Origin of the sequence: Mesoflavibacter zeaxanthinifaciens subsp. sabulilitoris, from assembly GCF_014191595.1 — a bacterium.
Taxonomy (GTDB): Bacteria; Bacteroidota; Bacteroidia; order Flavobacteriales; family Flavobacteriaceae; genus Mesoflavibacter; species Mesoflavibacter zeaxanthinifaciens.
The window spans coordinates 344,307-356,248 of record NZ_JACHWV010000004.1; the positions used below are offsets into that span (position 1 = coordinate 344,307).

The 11,942-nt window shown below is 30.5% G+C and carries 15 protein-coding genes; 3 read left to right on the plus strand and 12 right to left on the minus strand.

Annotated elements, in window-relative coordinates:
* Positions 1–162 precede the first annotated feature (162 nt).
* The gene (locus tag FHS04_RS08100) at positions 163–537 is read right to left on the minus strand and encodes a DUF3127 domain-containing protein (RefSeq protein WP_106679735.1); all 375 of its coding nucleotides are present in this window, start codon (positions 535–537) and stop codon (positions 163–165) included.
* A 46-nt stretch (positions 538–583) separates the two neighbouring features.
* Positions 584–1,438 (minus strand): flavin reductase family protein, encoded by an 855-nt coding sequence (locus tag FHS04_RS08105; protein ID WP_106679733.1) that lies wholly within the window; start codon positions 1,436–1,438, stop codon positions 584–586.
* A 121-nt stretch (positions 1,439–1,559) separates the two neighbouring features.
* Between FHS04_RS08105 and FHS04_RS08110 the strand changes: the two genes are divergently transcribed.
* Entirely contained in the window at positions 1,560–2,711 is a 1,152-nt protein-coding gene (locus tag FHS04_RS08110; RefSeq protein WP_106679731.1) for a sensor histidine kinase, read from the plus strand.
* 2 nt (positions 2,712–2,713) lie between these two features.
* A complete protein-coding gene (locus FHS04_RS08115) occupies positions 2,714–3,064 on the plus strand; it encodes a hypothetical protein (protein WP_106679729.1) in 351 nt (116 codons plus the stop codon).
* On the opposite strand, the gene FHS04_RS08120 is transcribed toward FHS04_RS08115, so the two are convergent.
* Both FHS04_RS08120 and greA read right to left on the minus strand, forming a co-directional pair.
* Positions 3,055–3,444 carry an HIT family protein gene (locus FHS04_RS08120; RefSeq protein ID WP_106679727.1) on the minus strand — a complete coding sequence of 130 codons (390 nt, stop codon included), beginning with the start codon at positions 3,442–3,444 and terminating at the stop codon, positions 3,055–3,057. The genes FHS04_RS08115 and FHS04_RS08120 overlap by 10 nt on opposite strands.
* Before the next feature lie 108 nt (positions 3,445–3,552).
* Positions 3,553–4,026 (minus strand): transcription elongation factor GreA, encoded by a 474-nt coding sequence (gene greA, locus FHS04_RS08125; RefSeq protein WP_027880851.1) that lies wholly within the window; start codon positions 4,024–4,026, stop codon positions 3,553–3,555.
* Positions 4,027–4,185: 159 nt separating this feature from the next.
* On the opposite strand from greA, the gene FHS04_RS08130 reads away from it, so the two are divergent.
* Positions 4,186–4,629, plus strand: coding sequence for a hypothetical protein (locus FHS04_RS08130; protein ID WP_106679725.1), 444 nt, complete (start codon positions 4,186–4,188; stop codon positions 4,627–4,629).
* A 65-nt stretch (positions 4,630–4,694) separates the two neighbouring features.
* Here the strand turns inward: FHS04_RS08130 and FHS04_RS08135 are convergent, their stop codons facing one another.
* The 8 genes from FHS04_RS08135 to FHS04_RS08170 form a co-directional block, all read right to left on the minus strand.
* Positions 4,695–6,824, minus strand: coding sequence for a TonB-dependent receptor (locus FHS04_RS08135; protein ID WP_106679723.1), 2,130 nt, complete (start codon positions 6,822–6,824; stop codon positions 4,695–4,697).
* Between the two features lie 332 nt (positions 6,825–7,156).
* The gene (gene arfB, locus FHS04_RS08140) at positions 7,157–7,564 is read right to left on the minus strand and encodes an alternative ribosome rescue aminoacyl-tRNA hydrolase ArfB (protein WP_106679721.1); all 408 of its coding nucleotides are present in this window, start codon (positions 7,562–7,564) and stop codon (positions 7,157–7,159) included.
* Positions 7,564–9,117 carry a DUF4301 family protein gene (locus FHS04_RS08145; protein WP_106679719.1) on the minus strand — a complete coding sequence of 518 codons (1,554 nt, stop codon included), beginning with the start codon at positions 9,115–9,117 and terminating at the stop codon, positions 7,564–7,566. Before FHS04_RS08145 ends, arfB begins: the two co-directional genes overlap by 1 nt.
* Positions 9,101–9,682, minus strand: a complete 582-nt coding sequence (locus FHS04_RS08150) for an AAA family ATPase (RefSeq protein ID WP_106679717.1) — start codon at positions 9,680–9,682, stop codon at positions 9,101–9,103. Before FHS04_RS08150 ends, FHS04_RS08145 begins: the two co-directional genes overlap by 17 nt.
* Positions 9,643–10,275: a nicotinamide riboside transporter PnuC gene (gene pnuC, locus FHS04_RS08155; protein WP_106679715.1), complete on the minus strand. Its 633-nt coding sequence runs from the start codon at positions 10,273–10,275 to the stop codon at positions 9,643–9,645. Before pnuC ends, FHS04_RS08150 begins: the two co-directional genes overlap by 40 nt.
* On the minus strand, positions 10,259–10,519 hold the full coding sequence (locus FHS04_RS08160) for a thiamine-binding protein (RefSeq protein WP_106679713.1): 261 nt from the start codon (positions 10,517–10,519) through the stop codon (positions 10,259–10,261). The genes pnuC and FHS04_RS08160 overlap by 17 nt, the downstream gene beginning before the upstream one ends.
* A gap of 1 nt (position 10,520) precedes the next feature.
* Positions 10,521–11,243 carry a geranylgeranylglyceryl/heptaprenylglyceryl phosphate synthase gene (locus tag FHS04_RS08165; RefSeq protein ID WP_181256127.1) on the minus strand — a complete coding sequence of 241 codons (723 nt, stop codon included), beginning with the start codon at positions 11,241–11,243 and terminating at the stop codon, positions 10,521–10,523.
* Complete coding sequence (locus tag FHS04_RS08170; RefSeq protein ID WP_106679709.1) at positions 11,243–11,869, minus strand: 4'-phosphopantetheinyl transferase family protein; 627 nt, start codon at positions 11,867–11,869, stop codon at positions 11,243–11,245. The genes FHS04_RS08165 and FHS04_RS08170 overlap by 1 nt, the downstream gene beginning before the upstream one ends.
* Positions 11,870–11,942: the final 73 nt, after the last annotated feature.

Below are 11,942 nucleotides of genomic sequence, written 5' to 3' on the forward strand. Positions count from 1 at the left end.
TTTTTAATTTTGCTTTTTATATCTAATATTTACATAGATCTTATTTTCAAAATTACATATTCAAAAAATTTAATTAAGGTCTATCTGAAAACCACTAAAACTTAAAACCCTCAAAACCAAATAGGTTTTGAGGGTTATTATTTCCGCTAAAGCGAAATATGTTTAAAACGGTAAATCGTCGTGATCTTCTTCGTTTACATTATTTGCTGGTTCAAAAGCTTGTGCTGGTGGCACTTCTGGCATGCCTTGAGGTGCACCTGCTTGAACAGCTTCTATACGCCAACCTTGAATAGAGTTGAAATATTTTGTTTCACCTTGAGGATTTACCCATTCTCTACCACGTAAGTTAATGTTAACTTTTACATCTTGTCCTACTTGGTAGTTGTTTAATAAATCTGTTTTATCTTGAACAAACTCTATCATGATATGTTGTGGGTACTGCTCTTCGGTAGTTACTACTATTTCTCTTTTTCTAAACCCATTACTTCCAAAAGTCTGTGTTTCTCCAATTAATTTTACTTTTCCTTGTACTTCCATTTCTCTCTATAATTATTAAATATTCGTCTAAATTTATATTGCTATTTTACAATAATAGCATTTTCCAAGCACTTTCTACATCATTATAACTTAAAAAACCTTGTGCTTTTTTGTGTTTTTCTTCTAGATTTATTTTTGATAAATCATGTTTTTGTTTAAATGCTAATATAGCATCTTCTGTTGGTAATGTTTCTACATTTGCTAATAAACCTAAATCGTTACCTGTTAATATGTTACTGTTTTTTACATGTTCTGGTAAAGCATCTACACCAATACCTAAGGTTCTTAAAGGTTTTGGTATTTCAAAAAAACCAGATTTTGCTCTGCTATAAAAACTACCTCCTGCTCTTGATACTAAGTCTAATTTTACTTGATCGATAGCTCCATTTTCATCTAAAACCTCATCATTAATATGCATTTTAACCACTTCGCATATTACTAAATTACCTGCACCACCTTCTGTACCTAGCTTAACAATTTCATTAACCTTACACTCCATTTGTATTGGGCTTTCTGCCACTCTAAAAGGTTTAACAATGTCCGATTTTAGCATGGTTAACCCTGCTTTTTCAAATTCGTTAACACCTTCAGGATACTCTGTACTACTTAATGACATTTGTTGTACAATATCATAATTTACCACATTAATTACGACTTCATTTGTAACTTCTACATTTTCTAAAGTATGTTTTGTGGTATTACCTCTAACACGTCTTGCAGGAGAAAATATTAATATTGGTGGATTTGCACTAAAAACGTTAAAAAAACTAAACGGTGATAGGTTTGGCCTTCCATCTTTATCTACTGTACTTGCAAACGCGATTGGTCTTGGTGCCACAGCGCTAAGTAGGTAATTGTGTAGTTTTGGTGTTTCTAAATCCTTTGGCAAAAATGATAACATACTACTTGTTTATTTTGTACAAAAGTACATAATCTGGCACGCAACTAAAAGCAATTTAATAGGTAACTCTCACAATATTATTAACAGAATTGCATTATATTAACAACAAAAATTAACCATCATGTTTTTTACTAAACATCGTCAGCTAGTACGTTGGATTATTATTATTGCGTCTTTTGGAATTATCTCTTTGATTTTATGGAATACATATGTGTTCTTTCAGAAATTTAAAGATGAAGAACGCAAAAAAATGGAGATTTGGTCTTTTGCTCAACAAGACATTATCCAGAACATGGATTTAAATGGAGATATTGGCAATTTACCCCTAAAAATTTTAGAAAGTAATAACACTACTCCAATGATTAAAGTTAACGAAGATGGAACGATGGACTTTAATAACATAGATGAAAAGGAAACAGAAGACGAAACTTACCTTAAATCTTTAATAGAACAATTTAAAGGAGAAAATAAACCCATAGAAATTAAATACAAAGACAAAGTTTTATCTACGCTTTACTACGGAAATTCCCCTTTATTAAACAAGCTTAAGTATTATCCATTAGCTCTACTACTAATCATTTTATTGTTTGGTGCAGTGGTTTACTTTTTTTATAAAAGTTCTAAAAATGCAACCGAAAACAAATTATGGTCAGGAATGGCAAAAGAAACAGCTCATCAAATTGGTACACCACTATCTTCTTTAATTGGTTGGACAGAAATTTTAAAGACCGAAAATACCAATCCAGAATATATCAAAGAGATTGAAAAGGACATAAATAGATTACAAACTATTACCGAACGTTTTAGTAAAATAGGCTCTTTACCAACCTTAGAACGATTAGATATTGTTGAAGAAACTAAAGATGCTTATAGTTATTTAAAGTCTAGATCTTCAAAATTGATTAACTTTAGTATTGATGCACCAGACACACCGATTTACGTAAATTTAAATAGACAATTATACGGTTGGAGCATTGAAAACTTGGTTAAAAACGCGATAGATGCTATGAAAGGAAAAGGTAATCTAAAGGTACAAATTACACCACATCAAAAATATGTAGATATTACAGTTAGCGATACTGGTAAAGGCATCTCTAAAAAAGAATTTAAAACTATCTTTGAGCCAGGTTACACCACCAAAAAACGTGGTTGGGGATTGGGATTGTCTTTAACAAAACGAATTGTTGAAGATTTTCATGACGGAAAAATAAAAGTACAATTATCAGAAATTGGTGTTGGAACAACCATGTTAATTTCTCTAAAAACAGTTTAATTATGCGTAAAAGTTATGTTACGATAAAACAAGTAGTTTTAAAAAATAACTGTCCAGAATGTTATAACAACTCTGGATTGCAACTTACTTTTAAACAGGAGTTTTTAGAAACATCTTTACATAAAACTTTAACCCAAAAAATTAGTAATAGCTTATATTGTAACACTTGTGAAACTGAAATCTTCCCAGTACAATGGACTGACGACATTGAGCGTGTATATGAGTATCAATTAAAAGCATTTACGCCAAAAAAAAGCTACTTAAAACTAAAACCATTGGCATTGATTTTAATAGTAGTAGCTATAGTTTTAATTGCTGCTTTAGTTACGTTTTTAATCAGCTCTTATAAGTAAGATTGTATTGCTTTTGCAGTTGCTTCAAAATCTTCTTTAGTAAGTGTTTCTTTACTAATAAAGCGCGCATCTTCCATAGTGTTTAAGGGAATTAAATGTACGTGTACATGTGGTACCTCTAGACCAATTACGCTTACACCAACACGCTTACATGGTATTGCTTGTTCTATAGCTATAGCAACTTTTCTAGAAAATTGCATTAAGCCTGTATATGTAGCTTCATCTAAATCAAAGATCTTATCAACTTCTTTTTTGGGTATACAAAGTGTATGTCCTTTTGCGTTAGGATTGATATCTAAAAAAGCGAAAAAATCTTCTGTTTCTGCGATTTTATAGCATGGTATTTCACCATTTATAATTTTTGTAAATACTGAAGCCATATTGATTAATTTATGATTTAAATATAAAAAAGATTCCTGCCAAACTGAAAACATATTTCAGAATACACAGGAATTTTGTTTTTAATTTCCGCGAAAGCGAAATATTATTTATCTAGAAATTTCGATAATATCAAATTTCATAATACCACTTGGCACTTGTATTTCGGCAACTTCACCAACAGATTTACCTAACAATCCTTTACCAATTGGACTATTTACAGAGATTTTTCCTGATGCTAAATCTGCTTCACCATCTGCTACTAACGTGTAAACCATTTCCATACCATTGGTTTGGTTTTTAATTTTTACTTTAGATAACACCAGTGCTTTTGATGTGTCTAATTGAGACTCGTCTATTAAACGCGCACCAGCTAAAGCTTCTTCTAATTTAGAAATACGCATCTCTAACATACCTTGCGCTTCTTTAGCGGCATCATACTCGGCATTTTCACTTAAATCTCCTTTATCTCTTGCTTCGGCAATTGCTTTAGATGCTTTTACGCGTTCTACATCTTTAAGTTGCTTAAGCTCATCTCTTAGTTTTTTTAAACCTTCTGCTGTATAATAAGATACTTTACTCATAGTTATTTCGTTTTAAATAAAAAGACGCTGAAAAAAATTTCAGCGTAAAACGCAAAAATCTCGCATGCACGAGATTTTGTTAAGCAAATATACAAAATATTTATTTTACGCTACTTATTGTTGTAAATTTGTATAGAATTTAGACTTTTATTTTAGAATATGAAAATCAAATTATTAGCACTTGTATCGCTTATTATTATTAGTGTTTCTTGTCAAAAAGATGATGATAATAACATCAATAATTATATCCCTAATATTGCTTTTGACACTCAAAACTCTATAGATACATCTTTACCTCAATACAACGATTTACAGTTTGCTGGAAACCACTTGGTTTTAAACGCTTTTGGTTATAATGCTATTGTTATTTATAATGTTGGTAATGGCAATTATGTCTCTTTTGAATTAACAGATCCAAACCATGCGCCTTCTGATTGTTCTAGATTAAGTGTTGAAGGTATTACTGCAACTTGTAATTGTGAGGATGGCAATAGTTACAATATTGTAACTGGTGCTCCTTTTGATGGTACTGACGGCAATTTTAGTTTAAAACCTTATTTTGTAGAAGTAAATGGTAGTGTAATACGCGTTTACAACAATTAAAAAAACTTTTTGAAAAATAAAAAAGCACCTTAAAAAAAGGTGCTTTTTTTGTAATTAATTACTAATTAAAATTTTAAAGTCATTCCTAACAAAAAGTTTATTGTTGCTTGTGGATAGTATCCTGCATAATCTAAAGTTGTTGTTTGACCAGGTACTGACCAAGTATCATCATATGTACCATAAAATCCATTTGAAACATACTCTTTATTAAACACATTATTTACTAAACCAGAAAATACGATAGACTTAAATAGTTTATTTGGTTTAATTTGATAATTAACGTTTAAATCATTTACAAAATAGCTATCTAACTTAGAGTTTTCACTATCAATATTACCCATATATTGTTCTCCTACATATTTACTTAAAAATGAAATTTGTAAATTTTTAGTAGGCATAAAATTAATAGCGTTACCAATAACTAACTCTGGAGAAAAAGAGATATTTGTATTGCCAAGATTTACAAATTCTCCATCTAATGATGTTGTAAAATCTTGATTTTTATTTTGGCTTACTGCTACGTTTAAAGACGTACTAAACTTACTATTAAAAGCAATATTAGCATCAACTTCTAAGCCTAATCTATAACTTTCTCCACTAGTAGCTCTTATAGGACTACCAACATCATCTAATTCGCCCGTTAGCACTAACTGGTTTTGATAAAACATGTAGTATAAGTTAGTATTTACATTAACTTTATTATTTGCATAACGCCAACCTAACTCTATATCATTTAAAGTCTCATTGTCTGTTACACCAGCTTTAAAGTCGTCACGATTTGGCTCACGATTAGCTCTTGCATAAGATATGTAGTAGCTATTTTTTTCTGAAGATTTATAGGTTAATCCTAATTTAGGATTGAAAAAACTAAAATCTGCATCGGTAACAAATTCATTTAGATCTGAATTTATACCGTTGGTTTTATAGCTTACAAAACGTCCTTGTAAATCTACAAATCCTGTAAATTTAGGTGCTAGTTTAAATGTAGCTTTAGAGAATACACTAAAGTCGTTTTTTGTAGCATCACCATCATAATAACGGTCTCTAATTTGTGTGTTTGGTGCTAAATCGCTTCCCCAAATTACTTCACCAAAATGGTCATTTGTAAAACTGCTATACGAGATACCAGAGATAACCTCTAAAGCATCTTTTTTGTAAACTACATTGGCATTAAGCACATAAAAATCGCTATCTAACCAACGACGTACAATAACATCTGAGTCGTCTTCTATTAAATTAGAAAAATCTGCTGCAGCTTCTTCTTCTTTATATTGCTCAAAGTATCCTTTCCCTTTTGTATAGTTTAATCCTAGGTTTGTTGACCAATTATTATTGTAGCGTTGGTTCCAGTGTAATTGATAATGATCTTGCCAGTAATTATCTGTTTCGTTATCATAAGTATATGGATTTTGACGACGATCTTCTTCTAACTCTTCTTTAGTTAAACCATACCATGCTTGATAAGTTCTTTCTACATTACCAAAAGTTAAGGCTTTAATTAACGTATTTTCATCTTTATAAATTCCTTGTAAAAAGTAAGATTTTAAATCGGTAAAAGCTCTATCTATATATCCATCTGAATCTATTTTTGATAACCTTCCTGAAAATTCAAAATGATCATTTAATAATCCTGTACTTAATTTTACTGTATGTTTTCTTGTATTGAAACTACCAAAACTGTTTGATATTTCGGCAGAAGCTTCTTCAGAAAACACATCGGTTAACAAGTTTAAACTTGCTCCAAACGCTCCAGAACCATTGGTAGATGTACCAACACCACGTTGTAACTGAATGCTTTCTGTTGATGATGCTATATCACCTAAATTAACCCAAAAAGTACCTTGACTTTCTGGATCATTATAAGGTATACCGTTAATAGTTACATTAACACGTGTTGCATCTGTACCACGTACTCTAATACCAGTATATCCAATACCTGCTCCAGCATCACTTGTAGTAACAACAGACGGTAAATAATTAAGTAATATAGGTACATCTTGCCCCAAGTTACGCTTTTGGATTTCTGCTTTAGAAACATTACTGTGCGTGATTGGCGAGTCTGCATCTACACGTACTGCTTTTACTAAAACTTCGTCTAATTGTTGGGTTTTTGTTGTGTCTTGTTGCTTTTCTTGTTGCGCATTAACACTGACTGATAACACTAAAAGTGTTAAAAAAAGAAATAAATTTTTCATTACGATTATGAAATTTATAATCGAATAAAAAGAGGTAATTATTCTTTACTATTAATAATTAATTTGTTGAATGTTAATCATACGTTTTTACTTGTAAGATTGTCCATTCTTTGTCCCTAAACAGCATTACCTGTTCTAGGTTCGTTGGGTATGATCTCAGCCTGTATGATTTAAGTTTGACTAGTATATCTTAAATCAAAAAAGCACCCCTTTTTTGAGAACGGCGCAAAGATAAATAGGTTTTTTGAAATAAAAATAAGAATTCTGAATTTTATAGAATTAATTTAAAAATAGCCGAAAATAAAATTGCTCTTTTTTAAAATAACATCAAACTAATCAATGTTAGGTTTACGTCTATTTACTTTCTTTTCGGATTGTATTTTTTTGTTTTTTAGTCGCTTTTTAATAACTGACTTTGGCACTTTTGTAGGTTTTCTTTCTGCTTTAACCTCTAGTGCTGCTTCTAAGATCGAAAATGCTCTACTTATTGCAATTCGTTTATTTTTAAGTTGGCTTCGTGTTTCTCCGCATTGCAGAATTAACACTTGATCTTTTGTTAACCTATTATAAAGCTTTTCTATTATTATTGCTTTTTGGTGTTGATTTAATACTAAAGATTCTGAAACGGAAAAACTTAATTCGATTTTTGTAGCAACTTTATTTACATGTTGCCCACCACTACCTGAGCTACGAATGGCTTTAAAATTAAACTCTCTTTCTAATTCTTGATAAGGCAACATTAGTCTACTTGATGAGATGATTTAAGCAAATCGTTTACCGTTTTTACTGGGTTAAATGTTGCTAATGGTACTTCTACAAAAATAGTATTCCAGTTAGACATACTTCCATTCCATAATCCTGGTAATTCTAATGCTTTTATACTTTTACCGTTAACGGTTTTTTCTGTTATAAAAGCTGCTTTTGGATCTAAAAATTTTTGTAAATCATACACTTCACCTTTATAATTTTTAATACTACAAACTATATCTACAGGATTAAAATGAGTTGCTTTTTTAAGTATTTTTTTCTGTGACTTTGCTTTGGTGTCTATTTGAGCTGTTTCGACAATTTGAAGCGAAATATTAGCAGCTTCATCTTTTACCCAAAATGGTCCTCCACCAGGTTCTCCTTCATTTTTTACCATACCGCAAACTCTAATTGGACGGTTTAGTTTTTTCTGTAAATATTCTACTTGATATTTTTTAGCGTACTTTTCAAATTCTTGAGAAATTACTACGTTAAGTTTATTTTGTAAGAACGTTGCAATCTCTATTAACTCTTCTTCGGTTAGATCTTTTTCGTCTAATGCTTTGGCATAATCAAACGCTTTAGTTTTTACATCTAACAACAATCCTGCAAGGACTTTTTTATGTTTCCAAACTTGTTCTTTGCTTTTAGGAACCACAACATTATCAATATTTTTTATAAAAATAACATCTGCATTTAAATCGTTTAAATTGTTTATCAAAGCGCCATGACCAGATGGTCTAAAGTATAACTCTTTAGATTTTGTTCTTACAATTTCGTCCTTACTATTTACTGCAATAGTATCTGTTGATTGCTTTTGATAAGAAAATGAAATATCAAATTTTGTTTCTGTATTTTGTTCTACTTTATCCTTAATCTTTTCAAACTCTGCTTCAAAAAGTTCTAGATGCTTGTCTGAAATTGTTAAATGTACTTTTGCTTTTTTATTTGAAGAAGCATATAACGCTGCTTCGTATAAATGTTCTTCAAAAGCAGTTGCAATATGATCTTTGTATTTATGAAATGGTAATAATCCTTTTGGGTAAAAGCTATAATTAAGCTGATTTTCTTCTAATAAAGCTTTTACAAACTCGATACGTTGTTCTTCTAGAGTTAATTTTGAATAATGCGGTTTTGTATTTTTTAAATGTTGAATAACATCGTTGTAAAACGGTAATTTTTCTAGACCTATAAAAAATAACGAAATATCTAATGCTTTTTTACGGTTAATGTATGCATTAATACTCTCGTCATTAGATTGGTATGATTGTAAAAATTGAAATAAGAATTTAAACATACGTGTTGCTGCGCCAGACGCAGGAACAAACTTAATCACATCAATATTATCTTTAGAAGCATCATATAACGAAATTAATTGTTCTTTTTCTGTATCGTTTAAATTTAAAATACCATCTCCTACAGTTGCTGCACGTTTTAAATTGATATAAGGTAAACCTGTTTTAAAAGTTTCTAATTGCTGCTTAAGTTTTTTTACAGTAATTCCTTTTTTTTCTAATAACTCTTGGTCTTTAGGGCTTAACTTCATTTTTCTTTGCTAATAATTGATTAATGTGCTTGGTAGCTAACTCTAAACGTGTTTGCTTATCGCCTTTTAATAAAACATATGGTTTGTTATATTTTACTAAAGCTGCCTTAAAAGCTTCAAACATTTCTTGCCTTTCTTCTGGCTTGTCTCTTAAATCGTCTGCTTCCCAAGGTGTATCAATATACGTTAAAAAGTATAAATCGTAGGTGTTTTTTAAGGCATATTTTTCTAATAATGGATCACAAGTACCTGAATAATATTCTTCTGAATACACTTTAGTTTCTAATAAATCGGTATCGCAAATTAAAACTGTATCTGTTTTTTTGGCTAATGTATTTTCTAGTTTCATTTGACCAACAGCTATTGGCATCAGGTCTTTAGGCTCACAAGTTTTACGCTCGTTATTCCATTTATTTTGAAGATATTCGCGTGCATATTCTGGTACCCAAACAGAATTATAATATCGCGCTAATTGCCTAGAAAGTGTCGTTTTACCACTACTTTCTGGTCCAAAAAGCACAACTTTTATACAATTGCTTGGTTGTTGTTTAAGAGCTTTTTCCATGCTAAATATCCATAAATTGCTATTACCGTAAATCCTAAATACTGCAAACTGGTAAATGTAAATCCTTTATAGAAATATAAAGGTACAGAAATGATATCTCCTATAATCCAAAAAATCCAATTTTCAATTTTTCGTTTTGCCATTAACCACATTCCAACAAAGAAGATTGCAGTAGTTAGTGCATCTACATAAGCAACCCAATTTGTCCATTTATCAAAGGTTTTATAAACAGTAAAAACAAAAATTAAAGTTGCAATAAATATAAGAATACTAGCTTGTTTTTCCTTAATGGTTGTTGTAGAAATTGGTGTTACATGAGTTTGATCTACCTTTTTTGTCCAAAAATACCATCCATAAACACTCATTATAAAATAATAAGCGTTTATCATCATATCGCCTAAAAGTTCCCATTTTAGTAATAAATACACAAAAATTAGTGTACTAATCATACCTGTTGGAAAGACAAGAATTTTGTTTTGTTTAGAATACCAAACAGATAAAAATCCAAAGATTACTGCAATAATTTCTAAAACAACATCTACGGTATTATAAGTTGCATATTGACCAAAAAAGAAATCAAAAATGTGGTTCATAATCACTTCTGTTTGTTTTTACAACCTTCATGGTTAATACACTAATATCTGCATTTTCAAAAGACGTTTTGATAGCTTGATTTAAAAATGGCATTAGCTTATCAAAGTCGCCAAATATTTGTGTGCTTAAGGGATTTTCTAACACTTTAAATTCAGAATTTCTTAGTGTTTTTATAAAGTCTATAATGTGTGCCTCATAATCGTTTTGTAACGGTGACAAGGTTAAATCTACTGATATTTGCATATTAATGTTTTAATTGTTCAAAAAACTGTTGGTCTTCTTCAAAAGCAGTACCAATAACTACCATATCTGCGCCTGCAATAAAAGCGTTTTCTATTTGTTTTTTTGTTCTAATGCCACCACCAACAATTAACGGAATATCTATTTTATTTTTTACAGATTCAATTACCTCAGCCGGCACTTCATAAGTTGCGCCACTACCAGCTTCTAAATAAATCAACTTTTTACCTAGTAATTCTCCTGCTTTTGCTGTGTTTGTTATAGCATCTACGTCTGTTCTATTTAGAGGTAATGTATTTGTAACGCGTTGTACAGCTGTTGTTTTACCAGATTCTATTAAAATATATCCTGTTGAAATAACTTCTAATTTTGTTTTTTCTAATAAAGGTACAGCTTGTACTTGCTTATCTATTAAATAGTCTGGATTACGACCAGAAAGTAAAGACAGAAACAAAATAGCATCTGCATCTTTTGAGATTTGTGTCACATCACCAGGAAACAAAACTATAGGTAAATCTGTAAGCATCTTTATCACTTCTACTAACGCTTGTGTTACGTTTTGGCCTACTTCACTACCGCCAATAAAAATATGAGTTATCACAGAATTATTGACTTTATCTATAAATTGCAATGCATTTTTAAGCTGAAACTTGTCCGGATCTATTAAGACTGCTAATAGTTTATTTCCGTCATTTTTGGCTTGTAATATATGGTTGTAAATGTTCATTATTTAATAACGTAAGCGCAAGTAAATCCTTCAAATTCTAAGAAGTGCGAGTTGTATCTTTTTTTAAGTCCATTGTAATCAATCCAACACACCGTTTCTTCATCTTTAATAGAAAAAGGAATAACTAAAAAATGTTCTCTAAACAACATTCCTGGTGTTGCAAAAAGCTTATACAAAGACTCTTTTATACCCCAAATAACTGTTAGTTTATTAATATAATCTTTAGCTTCAGTATCTAAATACTCAAACTCATATTCGATAAATTTCTTTGCTATTTTGGCTATTTTTTCGCGCTGCATTTCTATATCAATACCAACTTCATTGTCACTAATAATAACTCCAGAAAACGTAAAACTGTGCGTGATAGAAATATGCTTACCGTCTTTTAAATGTGGTTTACCATTTTCATCATAAAACAAATCTTGATCGGTATAACCAAACTCTCGTAACAAGTGCCTTACACTTAAAAAACCACGTTGATGTAACTCGCTTTTCATTCCTAAAACTCTACTTAAACTTTCTGGTTTTAGGTCTAAAGACGTTAGTAAATCGTCATAAGATTCTTCAATTTTCCAAATTTTAACAGTAGTTTGGCTATTAGGAGTAATGGATTTGTAAAGAGGCATTTAATATTCTAAATGTTATTAGTTATCTTTGCAACGCCTAAGGCGATTTTGGTATTTTATATAGCGAATTTAG

Excerpts from the sequence above, each read along its gene's own strand:
- FHS04_RS08100 (WP_106679735.1), bottom strand. The coding sequence starts at position 537 with ATGGAAGTACAAGGAAAAGTAAAATTAATTGGAGAAACACAGACTTTT.
- FHS04_RS08105 (WP_106679733.1), bottom strand. The coding sequence starts at position 1,438 with ATGTTATCATTTTTGCCAAAGGATTTAGAAACACCAAAACTACACAAT.
- FHS04_RS08110 (WP_106679731.1), top strand. The coding sequence starts at position 1,560 with ATGTTTTTTACTAAACATCGTCAGCTAGTACGTTGGATTATTATTATT.
- FHS04_RS08115 (WP_106679729.1), top strand. The coding sequence starts at position 2,714 with ATGCGTAAAAGTTATGTTACGATAAAACAAGTAGTTTTAAAAAATAAC.
- FHS04_RS08120 (WP_106679727.1), bottom strand. The coding sequence starts at position 3,444 with ATGGCTTCAGTATTTACAAAAATTATAAATGGTGAAATACCATGCTAT.
- greA (WP_027880851.1), bottom strand. The coding sequence starts at position 4,026 with ATGAGTAAAGTATCTTATTATACAGCAGAAGGTTTAAAAAAACTAAGA.
- FHS04_RS08130 (WP_106679725.1), top strand. The coding sequence starts at position 4,186 with ATGAAAATCAAATTATTAGCACTTGTATCGCTTATTATTATTAGTGTT.
- FHS04_RS08135 (WP_106679723.1), bottom strand. The coding sequence starts at position 6,824 with ATGAAAAATTTATTTCTTTTTTTAACACTTTTAGTGTTATCAGTCAGT.
- arfB (WP_106679721.1), bottom strand. The coding sequence starts at position 7,564 with ATGTTGCCTTATCAAGAATTAGAAAGAGAGTTTAATTTTAAAGCCATT.
- FHS04_RS08145 (WP_106679719.1), bottom strand. The coding sequence starts at position 9,117 with ATGAAGTTAAGCCCTAAAGACCAAGAGTTATTAGAAAAAAAAGGAATT.
- FHS04_RS08150 (WP_106679717.1), bottom strand. The coding sequence starts at position 9,682 with ATGGAAAAAGCTCTTAAACAACAACCAAGCAATTGTATAAAAGTTGTG.
- pnuC (WP_106679715.1), bottom strand. The coding sequence starts at position 10,275 with ATGAACCACATTTTTGATTTCTTTTTTGGTCAATATGCAACTTATAAT.
- FHS04_RS08160 (WP_106679713.1), bottom strand. The coding sequence starts at position 10,519 with ATGCAAATATCAGTAGATTTAACCTTGTCACCGTTACAAAACGATTAT.
- FHS04_RS08165 (WP_181256127.1), bottom strand. The coding sequence starts at position 11,243 with ATGAACATTTACAACCATATATTACAAGCCAAAAATGACGGAAATAAA.
- FHS04_RS08170 (WP_106679709.1), bottom strand. The coding sequence starts at position 11,869 with ATGCCTCTTTACAAATCCATTACTCCTAATAGCCAAACTACTGTTAAA.